The organism is Bacillus sp. FSL L8-0199 (assembly GCF_038005705.1).
Classification (GTDB): Bacteria; Bacillota; Bacilli; order Bacillales; family Bacillaceae_G; genus Bacillus_A; species Bacillus_A cereus.
This window is the reverse complement of sequence record NZ_JBBOTS010000001.1, coordinates 2983820-3005761: the sequence shown is the minus strand read 5'-3', so window position 1 is coordinate 3005761 and position 21942 is coordinate 2983820. Positions and strand designations below refer to the sequence as shown.

Here is a 21942-nt window from a genome sequence, read left to right as displayed (position 1 = left end):
ATTCATAAAGATTATAAGCATTTAGCGAAAGAAGGAGAATAGTCATGAAAAAATTTCCATTCAAAGTACTAACTTTAGCTACATTAGCAACTGTTATAACTGCTACTACCGGTAACACTATTCATGCATTTGCACAAGAAACGACCGCTCAAGAACAAAAAGTAGGCAATTATGCATTAGGCCCCGAAGGACTGAAGAAAGCATTGGCTGAAACAGGGTCTCATATTCTAGTAATGGATTTATATGCAAAAACAATGATTAAGCAACCAAATGTAAATTTATCTAATATCGATTTAGGGTCAGAGGGGGGAGAGTTGCTCAAAAATATTCACCTTAATCAAGAGCTGTCACGAATCAATGCGAATTACTGGTTAGATACAGCGAAGCCACAGATTCAAAAAACTGCTCGTAATATTGTAAATTACGATGAACAATTTCAAAATTATTACGACACATTAGTAGAAACTGTACAAAAGAAAGATAAGGCAGGTCTAAAAGAGGGTATAAATGATTTAATTACTACAATCAATACAAATTCAAAAGAAGTTACAGATGTGATTAAGATGCTACAAGACTTCAAAGGGAAACTATATCAAAATTCTACAGATTTTAAAAATAATGTTGGTGGTCCAGATGGGAAAGGTGGATTAACTGCAATATTAGCAGGTCAACAGGCAACGATTCCACAACTTCAAGCTGAAATTGAGCAACTTCGTTCTACTCAGAAAAAACATTTTGATGATGTATTAGCATGGTCAATTGGTGGTGGATTGGGAGCAGCTATTTTAGTTATTGCAGCTATTGGAGGAGCGGTAGTTATTGTTGTAACTGGCGGTACAGCAACACCGGCTGTTGTTGGTGGACTCTCGGCTCTTGGTGCAGCTGGTATCGGTCTAGGAACAGCGGCTGGTGTCACAGCATCTAAGCATATGGACTCCTATAATGAAATTTCTAACAAAATCGGAGAATTAAGTATGAAAGCAGATCGTGCTAATCAAGCAGTTCTTTCGCTTACTAACGCGAAAGAAACATTGGCATATTTATATCAGACTGTAGATCAAGCGATATTGTCTCTAACAAATATTCAAAAGCAATGGAATACAATGGGTGCAAATTATACAGATTTATTGGATAATATCGATTCTATGCAAGACCACAAATTCTCTTTAATACCAGATGATTTAAAAGCCGCTAAAGAAAGTTGGAATGATATTCATAAAGATGCAGAATTCATTTCAAAAGATATTGCTTTTAAACAGGAGTAGAACTGAAATTTAAAACCTAAATTGGAGGAAAATGAAATGATAAAAAAAATCCCTTACAAATTACTCGCTGTATCGACGTTATTAACTATTACAACTGCTAATGTAGTTTCACCAGTAACAACTTTTGCAAGTGAAATTGAACAAACGAACAATGAAGATACAGCACTTTCTGCAAATGAAGTGAGAATGAAAGAGACCTTGCAAAAGGCTGGATTATTTGCAAAATCTATGAATGCCTATTCTTATATGTTAATTAAGAATCCTGATGTGAATTTTGAGGGAATTACCATTAATGGGTATGTAGATTTACCTGGTAGAATCGTACAAGATCAAAAGAATGCAAGGGCACATGCCGTTACTTGGGATACGAAAGTAAAAAAACAGCTTTTAGATACATTGAATGGTATTGTTGAATACGATACAACATTTGATAATTATTATGAAACAATGATAGAGGCGATTAATACAGGAGATGGAGAAACTTTAAAAGAAGGGATTACAGATTTACGAGGTGAAATTCAACAAAATCAAAAGTATGCACAACAACTAATAGAAGAATTAACTAAATTAAGAGACTCTATTGGACACGATGTTAGAGCATTTGGAAGTAATAAAGAGCTCTTGCAGTCAATTTTAAAAAATCAAGGTGCAGATGTTGATGCCGATCAAAAGCGTCTAGAAGAAGTATTAGGATCAGTAAACTATTATAAACAATTAGAATCTGATGGGTTTAATGTAATGAAGGGCGCTATTTTGGGTCTACCAATAATTGGCGGTATCATAGTGGGAGTAGCAAGGGATAATTTAGGTAAGTTAGAGCCTTTATTAGCAGAATTACGTCAGACCGTGGATTATAAAGTAACCTTAAATCGTGTAGTTGGAGTTGCTTACAGTAATATTAATGAAATGCACAAGGCGCTTGATGATGCTATTAACGCTCTTACTTATATGTCCACGCAGTGGCATGATTTAGATTCTCAATATTCGGGCGTTCTAGGGCATATTGAGAATGCAGCTCAAAAAGCCGATCAAAATAAATTTAAATTCTTAAAACCTAATTTAAATGCAGCGAAAGACAGTTGGAAAACATTACGAACAGATGCTGTTACATTAAAAGAAGGAATAAAGGAATTAAAAGTGGAAACTGTTACTCCACAAAAATAGGGAAATATTAATTCTGTTGTAAAGTGAACTAAAACATAGAAAGTCTATGATTACACTGTTAAACAGAAAAGTAATAATTAATAAATCCTTATATAACAGAAAGGCGGAGTCTCATTAAAGACTTCGCCTTTCAATTATATATAAGTATGATTCGAATAAAAAATAACCTTGTAGTTTAATTGCTTTTTTAAAATTTGCAACAGAATCGGTTAATTTGAAGCAGATTATATACATTTTCTTTAATACTTAATGATTTGAAGGCTGCTAAAGAAAGTTCAAACGATACTGATAAAAGATGTAGAACTCATTTTGAAAGACATCGCTTTTTAATAAGATTAGAACTTGAAACCATACCTTATATAGGAGGAAAACGAAATGATGAAAAAAATCCCTAATAAACTACTCGCTGTATCAGCGTTTTTAACTATAACAACTACTTATGCAGTCATACCACTAGAAACTTTTGCAATTGAAATTGAACAAACGAACACTGAAAATATGTCTCTTTCAGCAAATGAAGAACAGATGAAAAAAGCTTTGCAAGATGCTGGTTTATTTGCAAAAGCTATGAATGAATATTCTTATTTGCTAATTAATAATCCAGATGTGAGTTTTGAAGGAATAACTATTAATGGAAATGCAGATTTACCTAGTAAAATTGTACAAGATCAAAAGAATGCAAGAGCACATGCTGTTACATGGAATACACAAGTAAAAAAACAGCTTTTTGATACATTGACAGGCATTATAGAATACGATACAAAATTTGAAAATTATTATGAAACATTAGTAGAGGCGATCAATACTGGAAATGGAGATACTTTAAAAAAAGGGATTACAGATTTACAGGGAGGAATTCAACAAAATCAAAAGTCTGCAAAAGCATTAATAGAAGAATTAATTCAATTAAAAAATGCTATTGGAGAAGATGTTAGAACATTTGGAAGTCATAAAGAGACATTGCAATCGATTTTAAAAAACCAAGGTGCTGATGTGGAGGCTGACCAAAAGCGTCTAGAGGACCTTTTAGGACAAGTAAAATATCAGAAAGACATAGAATCTAAGGGGTTAGACATGGTGAAAATCCCCTTTATTCCAACCTTGATTGCTGGTGGCATAATGATAGGTGATGCAAGAGGTAAGTTAGGTTGGCTAGAACCTGAATTAGCAAAATTGCGTCAGACTGTAGATTATAAAATAACATTGAATCGTGTAGTTGGAGTTGCATTTCATAATATTAGTGATATGCATAGTATGCTTGATAGTGCTATCACTGCTCTTACTTATATGTCTACGCAATGGGAGGATTTAGATTCTCAATATTCGGGTGTACTGGGACATATTGATAAAGCTGATCAAAAAGCTGATCAAAATAAATATAAATTCTTAACCCCTAGCTTGAATGCAGCGAAAAACAGTTGGAAAACATTAAAAACAGATGTTGTCACTTTGCAAGAAGGGATAAAAATTGCAGAGAAAAAAGAACAGGATTTTTTGAATCAGCTTCGTCCATCAAACGTTTTCTACTTTTATAAAAAAATTCATAACGCATACACTTTTGAAATAAAGACTGGAACAAATGCGCCAAATGCGTCTTATAAAGTTATGAATTTAACTAAAAACACTGTTCATAATATGTGGAGTGGAGGGGCTAATACTAACATGTGGGCTGATTGGCTTTCATTCAATCCAAATGATGAATTTGCGGTAGTAGCAGTAGTGGATGGTAAAGAATATGTTGTGTATAAAGACAAAGTACAAAATATAATGAACTGAATCTGAAAGTAACGAAGTAATTGGAGCTGGAGAATAAACTAGACACCAAGTTAATTGAAAAATCTCCTTATATCCTAGAATATTTTGCTCAAGAAAAAGAATTTGTTCAGCGAAAAAGTAAATATTGAATCCAAGGAGTTAGTTGTATTATGTGTATGGTTTTACCGAAAGGTTTCAAGTACATTACTCATACAATTATGTAGTTATCCTGAAGCATCTACAGGTGTTCTTATCGACCTTGAAGAACTACTTAGCTTCCTAAGTGGAGTGATTTTATGCAAAATTAAGTGAACGTTTTTGTACATAGATTAGTTGACATTTATATAGTTTTTTTCCATTTTCATAGATAGTTTTGTTTTTTATGTTATTTTTCAAAAATGACTGCTGAAATTTCTATATTCATGACTCAGTATATAATCATTGTTTGATGAAATGACATACCATGTCCCTTAGAGTTTCAGACATATTACGATAACTTAAAGAAAAAAGATAATAGTAGTCAACGGTTACTATTATCTTTTTTGAACTATTTTTCATTAAAATATCTCATCTGCTGTGCCCCTTATTTATTTTTCTAGATTTTATCCTAGTTTAAAATTTATGCATTTGAACTGTTTATACAATTTGTAGGATTTTTAGCTTTTTTGTCGAATACACTTAATGCAAGGAGGGACATTACATGATTATTAAAGATTATTTCATCAACCTTTCTATTTTTTCTTTATTAGTTAGCGCAGCAATATTTATTCAAGTGTTTACAATTAATTCTAGTCGACATTTCGAAAAGCTCTATGGAGGGATTATTGCAGTTACGTTAATGTTCTTTTCTTTTCCATACATGGGATTTTCCTACGATCTTCGAGTTGTTCCTCTTATTCTATCTTTTATTTACTTTGGTCGTATTGCTGGTTGGATTACGTTAATTAGCATAATTGTAATGCGTATCTTTTACACTGGAGGGTACTGGGAACCTCCTGTGATTGCTTATTTAGGTATGGGGATTCTATTTTCTACCTTTAAAACTTATTTTAAAAAACTACATCCTTTTAAAAGTGCATCGTTATATTTTTCTGTTTTTATTGGAATAAAGTGGTTAGTTGGCGTATTATTTAATACTACATTACTTTACACAGGAGGCTTATTATATATAGCATTAGGACTTTTAATTGGGCTATTTCTTATGGAAGCCTACCAGAGATTGTATTATTTAACACAGGACTTATCTAAAATGAATCGAGAATTAAAAAAATCGAAGCAAGAACTTGCAGATACCGTACATGAGCTTCAAGGAGGAATTTTTAAATTTAAAAAAGTAGGTAAGCACTTTATACACACTTTATGTGATGGACAGTTTTATTATCAAAACGGATTTTATTCTGAACAGGTGGTAGGAAAAAGCTTACGTACTATTGATGCTTCTATTGTTCCTCCACATTTAGTTCCACAATTGATGAAGTACTATCTTCAGGCATGGGAAGGAAAAGAAATTATATTTGAATTACCTTGGCCAAATGATAAAACTATTATTCTTATTGCGCTTAGGCCGATTAAACGAAATGGACAAGTTATTGAAGTTGTTGGTTCTACAGTTGATATAACCGAAAGGAAAAAGGTAGAATCAGAATTAAGCGCTACCAAAGAATTATTGGAATCATTTATAAAGCACAATCTAGATGCTATTACCATTTCTGATCGAGAAGGGCATATTTTACAAGCGAATAAAGCTTATGAAAAGATATTTGGGTGGTCATCACAAGAAATCATAGGTAAGAGATTACCTTGTGTACCAGATTTTTTAATGGAAGAATCGCTTAAAAATATTCAGAAAATTCTAACGGGTGAATCTGTGGTTACTAGATTAGAAACTGTTAGACAAAGGAGCGATGGGAGTCTTCTTGATGTCAGTCTGACAGTTTCTCCTATACTAGATGTAAGAGGAAATGTGATAGCTTTATCAGCAATATGTAGAGACATCTCTGAAAGAAAACAAGCAGAAAGAGAACGACATCGATTACACCAGCAATTAAGAGATAGTGAAATGAAGTACCGTGCACTAATCGAACAAGCAACTGATGCGGTATATGTAGTAGAGCTGAATGAAGATAATGCTCCAAGTCGATTTATTGAGGTAAACCCTGTTGGGTGTAGAAGATTTGGATATAGTAGAGAAGAGTTGCTCTCATTATCATTTTCAAATATAGTACCACAAGATTCTCAAATGATCGTAAGGCTATTAGAAAAAATTAAAAAGGGACAAACTTCCTTCACTTTGCAAGATGAATATGTTTTTCCAACAGGAAAAGTAATAACAACTGAGTTTAGTGTTCGTGTTTTTAACTTAAATGGGAAAAAAGTTTTCCTAAGTATTTCTCGTGATATCACTGAACGGCTAAAAACAGAAGAATTATTACGAAAATCTGAAAAACTTGCTGTTGTAGGACAATTAGCGACTGTAATGGCTCATGAGATTAATAATCCATTAACTGCAATGAAAGGGTTCATGCAATTACTAAAATCAACGGAAAATGAAAATAATCAAGGTTATATAAATATAGTATCATCAGAGATTGAGCGTATAGAGAGTATTACAACTGAATTTATGGCGGTAGCCAAACCACAGGTGGTAAAAATAAAACCTAATGATATTAGTGTGCTAATGGATCAAGTTTTAATGCTACTACAACCTCAAGCAATGATGAATAATATAAAAATTAGAATCGATCTTAACCCTGGTATTCCATTGATTTCATGTGAAGGAAATCAATTAAAGCAAGTATTTGTTAATATATTGAAAAATGCAATTGAATCTATGCCGATGGGAGGAGAAATTCTCATTCAATTAAATATACTTGATAATAATCAATTAAGTATTCGTTTTATCGATCAAGGGTGTGGGATTCCAAAAGAACGTATACCATACCTCGGAGAACCTTTTTATAGTATTAAAGAAGAGGGGATTGGCTTAGGGTTAATGATCTGTTATAAAATCATTGAAACACATCAGGGAAAGGTATTTATTGAGAGTGAAGTGAATAAGGGAACTACAGTTGAAGTCACTCTCCCTATTTGTACACTTCAAAATTAATATGTTCTTTTATTGAAATTTTTTAAGAAACCATACAAAATGTAATGCTATTAAACAAAAACTGAATAGAACTTTCTATCGTTGTTTACAAGAGGAAATGACAAACGTAATAAGACATGGAGAAGCAGGAAACGATACAAGTCTTGTTACAATATCATACAAATCATGTAATACTTCCAAAACAAGATTGTTTGTATATGTCGAAGAGTTATATCCATATACGTCTCCCGATACACTTAATCAATTGATTATAGAAGCTGGTGAATAAAACGAAAATGCAAGTATCATAGGCATCATTTTCTATCTTCGTGTGTATGGTTAATCAACAAATCTCTTACTTAACTGCGAAGTCAGTTTAGAAATCATAACAGGGATTTTATTAAGCTTGGAGGGAATTAATCGACACTTTAACTTAGCTTCTGCAGCTGTCTACTGTTCAAAAAATAATTTCTGTATGTTATACCAAAAATAAAGAATGTACTTTTAGAATTTATAAAAAATATAATTAGGATTAAATTAAAACCTTCCAAAAAGCATGTTATAAAAACATCCTTTCTTTAGAACCAAAAGAAAGGATGTTTTTAATATCGTAACTATGTTTTAAAAAAAATCTTATTTTTACTTTTAATACATTTTTTAACTAATTTTGGTTAAGTTATTTTCAAAGAGGTTATTGCTAATTCGATGGATATATCTATATATCACTATGCCTGATTTTTAAAATAGAAATTTCTTAAAAACTATATGTAACTTCTTTCTGAAAGGAAGGTATTATCAATTGAAACCGTATGGAAAAATACCTGATAACTCTATAAAATCTTTACAGGATTTAATGCAATTACTAAAAAAATCTAAAGATTTTATAACGTTGGAAATTGCTTCTAATAATTCCTCTATAGTCATTTCATATTTTAGAACCTTAATCGATGTAAATATATTTCATGAAGAGGTTTTGACTTATATAAAAGAGAAGAGCTTCAATTCGTTACAAGATATTCACTCTGTCTTACCTTTTGAGAATTCAAAAATAACAAATCAAATTGAAGATATTCAGGATAGTATTTTAAATGGCTATATACTTATTCAGTACGATACAGATAAATTAAATTGTTTGTTAGTAAATGTGTCAAAGAAAGAAAAAAGGGATATTACAAAAGCTGAAATTGAATACAATATTGTGGGTCCGCAAATCGCATTTGTCGAAGATTTAGATGTGAATTTAAATTTAGTACGTAGAAAGCTTCCAACACCGTATTTACAAATGAAAGAATTGAAAGTAGGATCTCTCTCTAACACAACTGTTGCGATTGTATTTATTGAGGGAATTGTAAATGATCAAAATCTACAAGAAATTATAAAAAGGGTAAGTCAAATAAAAACAGACCATGTTTTAGATAGTACTTATTTGATGCAGTTAATTGCAGACAACCCGAATTCTATATTCCCTCAATTTTTAAATACAGAACGTCCGGACCGTGTGGCAGCTGTATTAGCAGAAGGGAAAATTGCACTTTTTGTAGATGGCTCGCCTTATGCCATCACTCTTCCAACAACATTAATTGATTTTTTTTCTACGACAGAAGATTACACCATGCCTTGGATTATAGCCTCTTTTTTTCGTCTATTAAGGCTTTTTGCTTTTATATTTTCTGTCTTAACGACTCCATTATATGTCTCGATCTTAACATATCATTACGAGCTTATCCCAAAAGAACTTCTTGAAACGTTAATCATATCGAGAAGTAAAGTACCTTTTCCTCCATTAATTGAAGCACTTTTTTTAGAAATAACAATTGAATTACTGAGAGAAGCGGGGGCACGTTTACCAACTAAAGTGGGTTTAACTGTCGGTATAGTAGGTGGTATTGTGATTGGACAAGCATCGGTAGAAGCAAGTCTTACAAGTAACGTACTTATTATCATTGTTGCACTTTCAGCTCTTAGTTCATTTACAGCACCAATATATCGTATTGGTAATACAATTCGAGTAATTCGTTTTCCTTTTATAATATCTGCACACCTATTGGGCTTATTAGGAATTGTTTTAACAAGCTCTTTGCTTTTAGCACGCTTATTACGTACAGAATCATTAAGACGTCCTTATTTGTTTCCTTTTTATCCTACACGCCCTACAGATTGGAAAGACAGTATTATACGTATGCCGATCTCAGCGATGTTTCGACGTCCTATTTTTTCAAGGTCTAAACAGCGTTTTCGCTTTAATCCAGAAGAGGTAGAGAAAAATAAAATACTATCAAGAAATGATTTCGATGATTGAATTTAACAGGGAGGAGCATTATGAAACAGATCCCAATTGAGTATCAAGTCTCTCCATATATGGTATTTTTTTTAATTATTACTATACAGATGGGAGTTGGTATGCTTGGTTTTGAAAGGATTAGTGCAAAATTAGTTGGAAATGATGCGTGGATTAGCACGCTACTTTTTGGAATATCTGTTAATGTTATGATTTGGATCATATATCAGATTTTAAATCAGGGTAATGGAGACATCATTGCAATCAATCAAAACGTACTTGGAAAATGGATTGGTGGATTGCTCAACTTCATTTTTTTATCCTATATTGTATTGTTAGGTGCAACAACACTACATACTTATATCGAAGTAGTACATGTTTGGATGTTTCCTTCAATTTCATCTTGGGTTATAGCGGGGGCTTTTTTGGGTCTATGTTATTACATTGTTACTGGAGGATTTCGTGTAGTTGCCGGAATCGGCTTCTTTGGAATCGTTATCCCAAGCATTCTAATCTTCACATTTTTTTATCCTTTGCAGTATGCAGATTTCCGGAATTTATTTCCAATTGCACAGCATTCATTCCTAGAAATTATGAAAGGAATGAAAGGAAATATGTTTAGTTTTTTTGGATTCGAAATGTTATTGTTGTACTATCCATTTATTAAAAAGGCAAGAACGTCTCAAAAATATGCGCACTATGCAAATTTAGTAACGACTATTGTCTACACATACCTTATGATTTTAACTCTTGCATTTTTTAGTGAAAAGCAACTTGCGAACGCGATATGGGCATATTTAAGCATGATTAAAATTATACAATTTCCCTTTATAGAGCGGTTTGAATACATTATTGTTTCTGTTTGGGCTTTTTTTATATTACCCAATGTTTCCTTTACATTATGGGGAGTAAGTCGTGGTATAAAAGAGGCACTGGGAATAAAGCAAAAATATGTTTTGCCAGTTATCATCCTATTCATCTTTATTTTGTCATTTTTCTTGAATAACCGTAATAAAATTAACTTATTAAATACTTGGACAGGTCAAATTGGCTTTGTATATATATATGTATACCTACCTGTACTATGGCTAATTCAAACGGCCAAAATAAAGTTAAGGAGATAAACATGAAGCGATGGATACTTTTCCTTATATTAAGTGTCTTCTTAATAGGTTGTGCTAAAACGAAAATTGTGGATGACATTGACTTAGTTCAGGTTGCGGCATATGATACCGAAGCAGAAGGTAAGCTAAAAGGAACCTTTGCGATTTCAGCTTATAAAGGAGGTGGGGAAGGTGAAACAAAAATCTATTCAGCATCAGGCCAGACTGGTAGAGAAGTTCTTGCAAGAGCATCCGAAAAATCTTCTGGACCTCTAGAGTTGGGTCAATTGCGTGTTATTATATTTAATGAAAAAATAATTGAAAAGGGAATGCAGGAAATTTTAGAGACTTTGAACCGAAATCCTAGTGTAGGAAATGCAATTTATTTAGCAATTACAAATGTAAAAGGGGAATCACTATTAAAGGGGAACTATTCTAAAGAAAAAGAAATTGCTTCTTATCTATCCTCTTTACTGGAGCAAAATATGAACAATGGGACGCAACCAAAAACAAACTTTTTTATGTTTTTAAATCAACTTGATGATGATGCGAGAGATTCCTATTTACCGATGATATCTAAAAAAGGGAATGTGTTGGAGTTAAATGGAATAGCACTTTTTAAAAGATGTAAAATGGTTGATAAAGTGAACCCTAAAGATTTATTTGTATTTAAATTGTTGACAGATAATTTTAAACAAGGTACATACCAATTCAAACTACCTGGTTCTTCAAACACTTATGCCACGATAGAGAATATAAAAGCTAGAACAAAATATAAGATGGAGGGGAATAGTAAGCATCCATTCGTAAATGCTCATATTCAAGTTAAAGCTGAAATTCAAGAATTTACAAAAACAAAAAATCTAGATAATCCTAAAGAAATAAAAAAATTAGAAAAAATTATGGGAAAAGAAATAGAAAAAAAAGCAACTACATTGATAAAGAGATTTATTAAAAAAGACACAGATCCTATAGGACTTAGAAAGCTTGGTAGAACTCACGTAAGAAAATGGAACAGTCAAGAATGGGAAGAATCCTATAAACATTTACGTTTTCGTGTAACTGCTGATGTAAAAGTAACCCAATCTGGTGTTACAGAATAAATCAAATAAGATATGGGAAATTTTAATAAAAAATATAGTCTCGCAGGAGATTAGGGAGAAGAGAAACTATTAACAAAGAATTTCATAAACATTAAGATGCTTTGTTAATATTTTTTATACCTGTAGCTTTATCACTTACAGTAATTATAATAAAAGAACACCGAAACAAATTCCCGATACCACATAATTATAAGAGGACAATAAAGCATCAAGATATAATGTATGCTTTGTCTGGAAAAAAGAATTAAGTACTTCAAGGTTAAACACTTTTAAAGTAGTAAATTCGTTGCTTGTAGCACTTCAACTAGACTGTGCCCCCGAAAGTTAGAAAGGTCGGTTTATTAAGTAGCCTCTAGGGAATGAGCCTAGTATAATACTGGATTCATTTCCTTTTATTTTTCCTTGATTCTTTCATGATTATAGTACTTTATATACTTTGCTAAGTCTTGTTTGAATTCTGTTATACTTTCAAATTCTTTCGATACAGAAATAGACATACAAAAACGCCATTCTTTTTTATAAATCTACAGAAAGAATGGCGTATTCTTCAAAAGTGAGTTCCTTTATTGAAAAGCTTTAGTTCTATATGACAGATAAAAGGGCAAGCAACGCTAAAATAGCGAGAAGTCCTTGTTTCATGATAATTGATTTATTGGATGTGAAACCTCCGAAAATAGCTACTACCACTACACAAATGATGAAAAATAATTGAATCATATAACCAATGGGATTGTTTCCAAGTATAAGTCCCCAAATGAGGCCAGCTGCTAAGAATTCATTATATAAACCGTTTACAAATTAATTGTCTAAGTATTTCTAAGTTTAAAGAGTGCAGTGTCTTCGTTTTTTATTGAATTAACTTTTACATGTTGGTTCAATATTTTCTATTCTCTTGGAACTTAGTTCTCGTTTACTTCTCACAAAAGCAATAAAATCTATTATCTCTTCTGTTGACAGTGCTTCTCCATCTATTAAAAGTGTTGAATCTGAATCGTTTAGGAGTCTTGTAATATCAATTACATCTTTGTTTTGATGTGAATGTTCAATTCGACCTAATATATAATCTACAGATGTATCAAATAAATCGGCTATTTTAGATAAAGATTGTAATGAAGGTAATCTATAACCATTTTCATAACCAGCATAGGTGCTTTTCGCAATCCCAAGTCGATCTGCTGTCTCTTGTAAGGACCATTTTTGATTTTTTCTTAATTTAGATAAACGTTCCAGCATTCGTCTCATACCCCATCTAATTTTATTAAATTAATTATAACATAGAAAAAGAATCAAGAATAGAAAAAAAGTACGCGTATTGAATGCAAAATCTTGATTAATTCAAATTAAGTTCTATAATGATAAATATAAATACGCATTACGCGAACGATATATCGTTGTTTATTTTATGGAGGGGTTGTGTATGAAGAAAATTTTATTACTTGCAACTGGTGGGACAATTGCATCTGTGGAGGGGAATGAGGGGCTTGTTCCAGGATTGTCCGCTGAGGAATTATTGAATTATTTTTCGAAGTCTTCTCGAAACTTAGAAATAGATTGCAAAATCTTAATGAATATTGATAGTACCAATATGCAACCTGAGCACTGGAAAGAAATAGCTAATGCTGTTTTTAATCACTATGATGACTATGACGGGTTTGTGATTACACATGGAACGGATACGTTAGCTTATACATCTTCCGCGTTATCTTATATGCTTCAAGGTTTAAGAAAACCAGTTGTTTTAACAGGTTCACAAGTACCTATTAGTTTTAAAAAGACAGACGCAAAGAAAAATGTAGCTGATGCTCTTAGATTTGCCTGTGAGGATGTTGGCGGTGTGTTTATTGTTTTTGATAGTAGGGTGATTATTGGGACGAGAGCAGTTAAAATGCGAACAAAAAGTTATGATGCATTTGAAAGTGTGAATTATCCATATGTTGCTGAGGTAAATGAAGATGAAGTGAAATATCATTGGAAGCCAACGTCCTCCCATAATGAACTTTCAATAAATACTAATTTATGTACGGATGTTTTTCTTATGAAATTGTATCCAGGTACAAAACCAGAGATATTTGATTGTTTAAAAGATTTGTATAAAGGGATTATTATTGAAAGTTTTGGTAACGGTGGATTACCTTTTGAAGGAAGGAACTTGCTTTCGAAAATTCAAGAGTTGACTGAAATGGGGATTGCTGTAGTGATTACTACTCAATGCCTGGAAGAAGGAGAAGACATACTTCTCTATGAAGTAGGACGGAAAGTGGCACAACATCAAGTAATATTGTCTGGAGATATGAATACGGAAGCAATCATAGCAAAATTGATGTGGGCGCTTGGGAAAACTAATAAATTAGAAGAGATTAAAAAAATTATTGAAGAGCCTTTAGCCTACGATTTAACAATAAAATCTGATAAGGATTGGTAATGACTTCATATGATTTATTTAGGTTTTACATTTAATATGGGGGAGAAATTAAAATGGCAATGACAAACAAGAACGTGCGAGTGGAGAATGATTTTTTGGGAGGAAAGGAATTACCTATTGAGGCATATTACGGAATTCAGACTTTACGCGCTGTTGAAAATTTCCCGATTACAGGGTATAAAATTCATGAAAGTTTAATTAGAGCGTTCGCAATTGTAAAAAAAGCAGCAGCGCTTGCGAATACAGATGTAGGAAGATTGGAATTGAACAAGGGCGGCGCGATCGCAGAAGCTGCTCAAGAAATTCTTGATGGAAAATGGCATGATCATTTCATCGTAGATCCAATCCAAGGCGGAGCAGGTACTTCAATGAATATGAACGCAAATGAAGTCATTGCCAATCGTGCTCTTGAATTATTAGGAATGGAAAAGGGAGACTATCATTATATTAGTCCAAATAGCCATGTAAATATGGCCCAATCAACAAATGATGCATTCCCAACGGCGATTCATATCGCAACGTTAAATGCACTAGAAGGCTTATTACAAACGATGGGTTATATGCATGATGTATTTGAATTAAAAGCAGAACAGTTTGACCATGTTATTAAAATGGGTCGTACACATTTACAAGATGCGGTGCCAATTCGTCTTGGACAAGAGTTTAAAGCATACTCTCGCGTACTTGAACGTGATATGAAACGAATTCAACAATCGCGTCAACATTTATATGAAGTAAATATGGGGGCAACTGCAGTTGGTACAGGCTTAAATGCAGATCCAGAATATATTGAAGCAGTTGTAAAACATTTAGCTGCAATTAGTGAATTACCGCTTGTTGGTGCAGAAGATTTAGTAGATGCGACGCAAAATACGGATGCTTATACTGAAGTATCTGCAGCGCTTAAAGTATGTATGATGAATATGTCTAAAATTGCGAATGACCTTCGCTTAATGGCATCAGGTCCACGTGTTGGTTTAGCGGAAATTATGTTACCAGCTCGTCAACCAGGTTCATCTATTATGCCAGGGAAAGTAAACCCTGTTATGCCAGAAGTAATTAATCAAATTGCGTTCCAAGTAATTGGTAATGACCATACAATTTGCCTTGCTTCAGAAGCAGGACAATTAGAATTAAACGTTATGGAACCAGTACTTGTTTTCAACTTACTTCAATCGATTAGCATTATGAATAACGGTTTCCGTGCTTTTACAGATAATTGCTTAAAAGGAATTGAAGCGAATGAAGATCGTTTAAAAGAGTATGTTGAGAAGAGTGTAGGAATTATTACAGCCGTGAACCCTCATATCGGTTATGAAGCAGCAGCTCGCGTTGCGAAAGAAGCAATCGCGACAGGGCAATCTGTTCGAGAACTTTGTGTGAAAAATGGTGTACTGTCACAAGAAGACTTAGAATTAATTCTAGATCCATTCGAAATGACACACCCAGGGATTGCAGGAGCAACTCTTTTAAAGAAAAATTAAAAGAAGAGGGGGGACAAGCCCTTCCTCTTTTTTTCAATATAGGGATGCTATATGTGAATAGAGGTAGGGATGTTATGAGTAGCTTCTAATGCTTCATTAGAAACGACATTAAGAGGAGCAGAATTATAATTAACATCACTTTTAAATAAAGAGGATTTATTTAAAACATCCTATCATATTAACAACAAGCTTACATGAATCTTTATAAAGAGCTATGGCCAACCACGAATAAATAGTTGGCCATAATGATCTTAAAGATCCATATCTTTTAATCCGGGACTATGCTCATTTGGCATTTCAGGAAGTTCTGGTACAGGAAAACCTTTTGGTGGGTCAGTTACTGTTAATGTTCCTTTATTTCTACTTGGAGATTCACCTTGGAATATTTCCCCCATTCTTGTTGGATCTAAACTAAAATTAAATTGTGCGTTATGGAATCCCATGTCTACATACTTTCTGCACTCTGGGTATTTATTAATATCATAGTTCGGCACAGGGAAGAGTTTCCCCCATTCAACGCCTAATGTTTCTAAAGCTTTTGCGAAAGCATTTTGATGTGCATTATCACGTACAATTAAAAATGCAAGTGTTTCTCTAAAAGTTTGATTGGAACTCATTTCATAAATTCTAGTTTTTTGAAGTACACCTGTAGATTCAAGTACTACGTTATCTAATAAATCGCTAATTAAATTCCCATGACTATATACCCAAGATCCATTCCATGGGTTGCCAGCTGCATCAACAGGCAATGAACTTTGAGCACCTACAATAAAGTGGTGAGGATTTGCATGTTTAACCGCTTCATCAAGCGGTGCTTTGTCAATACCAGCATTTCCTGGCGTAGGTTCACCAGATCCAGTTAATAGTTGATTAATTGTATGTTGTACAAGTTCTACATGGCTTATTTCCTCTAAAAAAACACCTCGAAGTAAATCGCGATATTGCTTCTCTTTGCCTCTAAAATTTGAGCTTTGGAAGAAATATTGCATCATTGTACGCATTTCACCATAATGCCCGCCTAATATTTCTTGTAAAACTTTTGCGGCAGCTGGGTCTGGTTTATCCGGCTTAATCATATTAATTATTTCTTCTTTATAATAAAACATGAAGGACACCTCTTTTTAAGTTAGTTAACATTGTTATCGTGTCCGCTAGTTGGTTACTTAATACTTAAATTCATTTTTTTACCAATAAATCGTTACCTTAAAATGCAAAGTCTTTTGAAATAACTCTTTTCGATGTGAGATGAAAGTGAGGGAATAGCTACTTAGCATGTAATAAAAAAAGATAAGATTATGGAGTGCAATCTTACCTTTTTATAAAGAATAACAAATTGTATCTTCAAGGTTTCAAAATGACTTTTATACAATCATCTTCACGATTATTAAAAATTTGATAACCGTAGCTCGCTTCTTCAAGGGGGATTTTGTGTGTAATAATCTCTTTTGGATCAAATTCTTTATTTGTTATTTTTTCAAATAGTTCTGGCATAAAATGAATGACAGGTGCTTGTCCCATTTTAAGATTAATATTTCTAACCCAAAATGCTCCGAGTGGAAATGCATTATAATTGCCACCATAAACGCCAGTCATTTGAACCGTTCCATATTTTCTTACAGCTTTTGTAGCAATTTGAATAGGGCCGAGAGTTCCGCCTTGTAATTTCAATTTTTGTTCCAGAAATTCTAGTGGCGATTTCTTTCCATCCATTCCCACGCAATCAATGACTACATCGGCACCGCCATGTGTAATTTCCTTTAAATGTTCTCCCATATCTGGAAATTTTGTAAACTCAAATACCTCAACGTTGTTAATCTTTTTTGCATAATGTATCCGATAATCTAAGTAATCCACTGCAATTACACGTTTAGCGCCTTGCATCCAAGCAAATTTTTGTGTCATTAATCCAACAGGTCCACAACCAAGGACGATAACAGTATCACCTGGCTTAACGCCTGCATTTATTACACTCCAATAGGCTGTAGGTAAAACATCTGATAAAAATAGTAGGGATTCATCTTCAAGCTCGCATGATTCCGGTATAACAAATGGAGTAAAATTTCCAAATGGAACTTTTAAATATTCTGCTTGTCCGCCTGGATGATTACCAAATTTCTCCGTATAACCAAAGTATCCACCAGAATCGTAATGAGGGTTTGAGTTATCACATTGACTTTCCATTTCATGTTGGCAATAGAAACAATGTCCACAAGAAACGTTGAAGGGGATGACAACACGATCGCCTTTTTTCACTTTAGTGACATCTGGCCCGACTTCTTCAACGATTCCCATTGGTTCATGGCCGATAATGTATCCTTGAGGTAAGGGCATGTTACCTTGATATAAATGTAAATCAGAACCGCAAATAGCGGTTGAAGTAATCCTTACAATAATATCATCTTTTTTCTCTAACTTTGCATCATCAACTTGTTTAACTTGTACTTGGTTTGGTCCTTGATAGGTTACAGCTTTCATCTCATATCTCCTTAGAAATCATTTTTCATAATTTATATGTATCTCTTGGCAAAACAGAAATCTTTAGTAAAGAGAAATTTACACATATTGTTGTTATGAAAGTACGTTATAGCAACTCTTCTTTCTTATGTCTTTTGCTCTATTTTAAGAAGAAACTCAATATTTATTCACAATAAAATTTCCATAAAAAGGATAATTATTATTTCATAATTTGTAACATATTAAAAACATCGGAGGTGAAATAATATGGCAAACAATAATAGTGGAAATCGTAATGAATTATTAGTTCGAGGCGCTGAACAGGCTCTTGATCAAATGAAATATGAAATTGCACAAGAGTTTGGTGTACAACTTGGTGCAGATACAACAGCTCGTTCAAACGGATCTGTTGGTGGTGAAATTACAAAACGTTTAGTAGCAATGGCTGAACAACAACTTGGTGGTAGAGCTAACCGCTAAGTAAATGGGCATACAATATAGCAGGTATGTAAATCAATTTCTTTTGTATATGTATAAAAACAAACCCTTATAGTAAATGAATTCTCACTCAAAGATTATCGATAATCTTCTTTCATAATCTTTGAGTATTTGATTTGTAAACTACTTTCCTAAACAATAAACACACAGTGTTGGAAAGGTGTTTTCCATGCATAGTAGAAAATCTTTTGCAGGAAAAAGCATACTTAAAAATTTGGTTTCAATATTGAAATCAATATTTATTATGATATTTTCGAAAGGGAGGAATTTAAAGATGGGTATTTTAAGTGGAAATCCTCAAAATGAACCGTTACATTACGGAGAAGTATTTGATATTTGGAGTTATCTTTTAGCTGCACAAGGTGCAATTGCAAGCCATCAAGTGTTTATGAATCATACAGGTGATGAAGATTTGAAGAAGTTTTTAGAAGGCTTAATTGAAAATGATATGAATTCGGAGATAGAAGAGTTAAAAACTCTTTTAAAGGTTAATGGCGTAGCTTTACCACCTGCTCCTCCAGAACGACCAGTTGCATCTATCGAAGACATTCCCCCAGGGGCACGTATTAATGATGTTGAAATAGCAGCAGCTGTTGCTACAGGATTAGCAGCTGGACTTGTGACATGTAGTCAAGTGATGGGAAAATGTCTTCGAGAAGATGTAGGCATGCTATTCGGACAATTTCATATGAAAAAGGCGCAAGCAGGTGTAACTTTGCTGCGTTTAAGTAAGAAAAAAGGGTGGGTAGTACCACCTCCGTTACATGTAAGAAATTCTGATCAAGCTTAATAAACAAAAATAAAAAAGTGGCGTTGGCCACTTTTTTATTTTTTAGATGTATCCTCAAGCTTGGATTTATTTATTGTGGAAGAATCCATATATTCATCTGACATTTCCATAGCATATTTATCATGGCGAATATGATTGTGATTTCTTAATTCATCGTCGTTATGCAGTACTAACCTCTTCATATAAATGTGGAAGAAAACCTCTATTCCGCCAATAATTAATGTGGCCATAAATGAAGAAAATCCAATATTACGAGTAGCATCTAAATTAGTAAATAAGGATGTTAAAAGCCAAATTCCGAAGAAGGTTAAGCCAAAATCTGCCATTGTAGCAATCATATTTCCGTATTTAGGCAAAATGAAGAGATCGCCAATTAAATAGGCAGCTCCTGTTAAGAAAAGAGAAATGAGTAATACTCTAGGAATGGAAATGCCTTGAAAGATACCAAGTACGATAAGTAATACTGCAGTTATCGCTGTGTATTTAATTAATAAAGCAACAATATGTTTCATTATTTTCCTCCATTGTTTAAACGTATATGGAATAAAAGGTTTCATTAAAAACGGGTTATGCTATATAGCGTAACCCACTTTAATCAACCTTTAATGGTAAGAAGTACAACCTGGGTAAGAAGCAGGCTTATACTATGGATAGTATTTGCGGAATATCGAGCTTTATTCATAAAGGGTAGTTCCATTCTTATAATAGAGATGTTGCCTAAGTACAGTGTTTTTTCATATTAAACTTAATATTCGTTGGTGTTTTGATTCATTAATATAAAAATAAACAAAGTATTTCCGCATTTAATGCATCTTTTTATCTATATATTTTCCGTAATCAGGTACAGCAATTTTATCAAATTCTTGAACCAGTGTTTTGAGGCTTGTTGATAGCAATTCACCTGACATTGGTATCCCATGTCCAGTAATAGCGACTAGAGGCTTTAATTCTTCTAATTTAATGACTGATTCTTTAGCTGCTTTCCAGTCTGTTGTTAAATAACGAGGCGGACCGCTTATTTCCTGTTCTTGAGTTATTACTTTATACAGATACTCCTGTTTCACTGTAACAAAAGCGTCCCCAGCAATTAAAGTTCGGTCTTTCTCTCTGAATAATGAAATATGCCCAGGAGTATGCCCTGATGTATGAATCCATCTAAACTCTGGCATATGGGGAACAGTTCCATCGGTAGGTAGTGCTTTTACGCTATTTCCTAAATCAATCGGTTCATTAGGGAACAGGGGAGACATTTTCGCTACCATACCACCTTCAACTGTTGGATCTGGTTCAGGATAGCTTTGTTGTCCAGTCAAAAACGGTATCTCCATTTGATGGGCATAGACTGGAACATCCCAATATTTAATGAGTTCAATTATTCCTCCAACATGATCAAAATGGCCGTGAGTTAAAATAATTGCTTTTGGGCGACTATTGGTACCAAATCGATCCTCAGCGATAGAGATAATTTCATTTGCACATTTAGGCATTCCAGCGTCAACTAAAACAAAATCATCGGTATGCGGATTCCCAACAAAACATATGTTGACGATTTGAATCGTGTAGCAAAACAAATCAGGCAATACTTCGATGCCATGACCACTTTCAATTGAAGTTGCTGGAATAAACTTGTAATCACTTCCGTAATTCATCTCATTGTCCACTTTTTATCCCCCTTACTATATGTTCATACGACATTATAGTTCCCTAATTTCTCAAATCCATTTTGGAGGATTTGAGAAAAGAATGAGTGGGGGGATTAAAAAAGCAATAATTTACTCCTAGAATTAAGATGGAGACATATCAATTTATATAAAGTGCAAACAAAAAATATTGATTGTAAAGTCGTAGTTTCTACTATTATTTTGAGTTTAAGTGTATATCTTTTAAGAGGATATACCAAGTTCTTTTATTTTGATAATTACTTGAAACTTGAATAGGGAAAACATGATCAAGCCCCCATTCTAATTCGTTTATTTCATTTTCAAGTCCTGTTGGATAGAGTAAAAGAATCTTAAAATTATTTTTAACAATATTTGATAAAACGGTTTGTAATTCTAGTGCTTCAGTCAAGTTTCCGCCCCATCTAACAAATAAAATGGATTGTGAATGATGAATTTTTTCGTAAAAGTTATCAATTCTTCGATCTAATTTTTGTTTAAAATCATGGTATGTGATGAACCAATCTTCATTTGGAACAACAGGGAAATCATGATAAGATGTTACGTTATATTTTGTGTCTTTTATAATATGAGAAAAAACAGGTTGTATCACACCATCATTAAACACAATATTTTGTTCCTGCATTGCGTGCATGTTTTTTAAATCCATAAAGTCTATAAAATTATTTTTCAATAATGTGTTGATAGAAGAAAGATTCGGTGATTCAAACCAATCTAGAGGACCTGAATATTTCCGCAGCCTATATTTTTTTAGATGAATAGCGGTATAACAATTTTCCCCTAAACTAATAACATCATCATAAATTCCTTGAAGTTTTTTCATTTCCAATACAATCATCCTTTTTTTGGAAAGTGGGAGAAC

The 21942-nt window shown here is 33.2% G+C and carries 18 protein-coding genes and 3 pseudogenes; 13 read left to right on the top strand and 8 right to left on the bottom strand.

The window, feature by feature from the left end; translation table 11 throughout:
* Window positions 1–44 precede the first annotated feature (44 nt).
* The 9 genes and pseudogenes from hblD to NST86_RS15580 form a co-directional block, all read left to right on the top strand.
* Window positions 45–1265 carry a hemolytic enterotoxin HBL lytic component L1 gene (hblD, locus tag NST86_RS15625; RefSeq protein WP_000714435.1) on the top strand — a complete coding sequence of 407 codons (1221 nt, stop codon included), beginning with the start codon at window positions 45–47 and terminating at the stop codon, window positions 1263–1265.
* A gap of 36 nt (window positions 1266–1301) precedes the next feature.
* A complete protein-coding gene (gene hblA, locus NST86_RS15620; protein ID WP_000591968.1) occupies window positions 1302–2429 on the top strand; it encodes a hemolysin BL binding component B in 1128 nt (375 codons plus the stop codon).
* Between the two features lie 375 nt (window positions 2430–2804).
* Window positions 2805–4205: a hemolysin BL regulatory component HblB gene (gene hblB / locus NST86_RS15615; protein WP_000976163.1), complete on the top strand. Its 1401-nt coding sequence runs from the start codon at window positions 2805–2807 to the stop codon at window positions 4203–4205.
* 679 nt (window positions 4206–4884) lie between these two features.
* On the top strand, window positions 4885–7290 hold the full coding sequence (locus tag NST86_RS15605; RefSeq protein WP_000584278.1) for a PAS domain S-box protein: 2406 nt from the start codon (window positions 4885–4887) through the stop codon (window positions 7288–7290).
* A gap of 97 nt (window positions 7291–7387) precedes the next feature.
* Window positions 7388–7558, top strand: coding sequence for a hypothetical protein (locus NST86_RS34875; RefSeq protein ID WP_002000131.1), 171 nt, complete (start codon window positions 7388–7390; stop codon window positions 7556–7558).
* Between the two features lie 564 nt (window positions 7559–8122).
* Window positions 8123–9568, top strand: coding sequence for a spore germination protein (locus NST86_RS15595; RefSeq protein WP_372474159.1), 1446 nt, complete (start codon window positions 8123–8125; stop codon window positions 9566–9568).
* A gap of 20 nt (window positions 9569–9588) precedes the next feature.
* Window positions 9589–10671, top strand: coding sequence for a GerAB/ArcD/ProY family transporter (locus NST86_RS15590; RefSeq protein ID WP_000809707.1), 1083 nt, complete (start codon window positions 9589–9591; stop codon window positions 10669–10671).
* A gap of 2 nt (window positions 10672–10673) precedes the next feature.
* Window positions 10674–11753, top strand: a complete 1080-nt coding sequence (locus tag NST86_RS15585; protein ID WP_000832864.1) for a Ger(x)C family spore germination protein — start codon at window positions 10674–10676, stop codon at window positions 11751–11753.
* 137 nt (window positions 11754–11890) lie between these two features.
* A pseudogene (locus NST86_RS15580) lies at window positions 11891–12081 on the top strand (hypothetical protein); the annotation flags it as partial.
* 64 nt (window positions 12082–12145) lie between these two features.
* On the opposite strand, the pseudogene NST86_RS15575 reads toward NST86_RS15580, so the two are convergent.
* The 3 genes and pseudogenes from NST86_RS15575 to ansR form a co-directional block, all read right to left on the bottom strand.
* Window positions 12146–12232: pseudogene (locus tag NST86_RS15575) on the bottom strand (IS3 family transposase); the annotation flags it as partial.
* A 103-nt stretch (window positions 12233–12335) separates the two neighbouring features.
* Window positions 12336–12542, bottom strand: a pseudogene (locus NST86_RS15570) (DUF1304 domain-containing protein); the annotation flags it as partial.
* Window positions 12543–12608: 66 nt separating this feature from the next.
* The gene (gene ansR, locus NST86_RS15565; protein WP_000893572.1) at window positions 12609–12986 is read right to left on the bottom strand and encodes an HTH-type transcriptional regulator AnsR; all 378 of its coding nucleotides are present in this window, start codon (window positions 12984–12986) and stop codon (window positions 12609–12611) included.
* A gap of 184 nt (window positions 12987–13170) precedes the next feature.
* On the opposite strand from ansR, the gene ansA reads away from it, so the two are divergent.
* Entirely contained in the window at window positions 13171–14175 is a 1005-nt protein-coding gene (gene ansA / locus NST86_RS15560; protein WP_000722299.1) for an asparaginase, read from the top strand.
* Between the two features lie 53 nt (window positions 14176–14228).
* Entirely contained in the window at window positions 14229–15659 is a 1431-nt protein-coding gene (gene aspA, locus NST86_RS15555) for an aspartate ammonia-lyase (protein WP_001251924.1), read from the top strand.
* A 251-nt stretch (window positions 15660–15910) separates the two neighbouring features.
* Here aspA and NST86_RS15550 read toward each other — a convergent pair whose 3' ends face one another.
* Window positions 15911–16765: a manganese catalase family protein gene (locus NST86_RS15550; protein ID WP_060487291.1), complete on the bottom strand. Its 855-nt coding sequence runs from the start codon at window positions 16763–16765 to the stop codon at window positions 15911–15913.
* A 235-nt stretch (window positions 16766–17000) separates the two neighbouring features.
* Entirely contained in the window at window positions 17001–18134 is a 1134-nt protein-coding gene (locus NST86_RS15545) for a zinc-dependent alcohol dehydrogenase (RefSeq protein WP_061664378.1), read from the bottom strand.
* A 246-nt stretch (window positions 18135–18380) separates the two neighbouring features.
* Between NST86_RS15545 and sasP the strand changes: the two genes are divergently transcribed.
* Together sasP and NST86_RS15535 are read left to right on the top strand one after the other, a co-directional pair.
* Window positions 18381–18593 (top strand): small acid-soluble spore protein, SasP family, encoded by a 213-nt coding sequence (gene sasP, locus NST86_RS15540; protein WP_000002833.1) that lies wholly within the window; start codon window positions 18381–18383, stop codon window positions 18591–18593.
* Window positions 18594–18885: 292 nt separating this feature from the next.
* Window positions 18886–19401: a DUF3231 family protein gene (locus NST86_RS15535; protein ID WP_000512125.1), complete on the top strand. Its 516-nt coding sequence runs from the start codon at window positions 18886–18888 to the stop codon at window positions 19399–19401.
* Between the two features lie 35 nt (window positions 19402–19436).
* On the opposite strand, the gene NST86_RS15530 is transcribed toward NST86_RS15535, so the two are convergent.
* The 3 genes from NST86_RS15530 to NST86_RS15520 form a co-directional block, all read right to left on the bottom strand.
* Window positions 19437–19913, bottom strand: coding sequence for a YndM family protein (locus NST86_RS15530; protein ID WP_016118201.1), 477 nt, complete (start codon window positions 19911–19913; stop codon window positions 19437–19439).
* Window positions 19914–20204: 291 nt separating this feature from the next.
* On the bottom strand, window positions 20205–21062 hold the full coding sequence (locus tag NST86_RS15525) for an MBL fold metallo-hydrolase (RefSeq protein WP_000368278.1): 858 nt from the start codon (window positions 21060–21062) through the stop codon (window positions 20205–20207).
* Window positions 21063–21258: 196 nt separating this feature from the next.
* Entirely contained in the window at window positions 21259–21918 is a 660-nt protein-coding gene (locus tag NST86_RS15520) for a DUF1796 family putative cysteine peptidase (protein ID WP_002000036.1), read from the bottom strand.
* Between the last annotated feature and the right edge of the window lie 24 nt (window positions 21919–21942).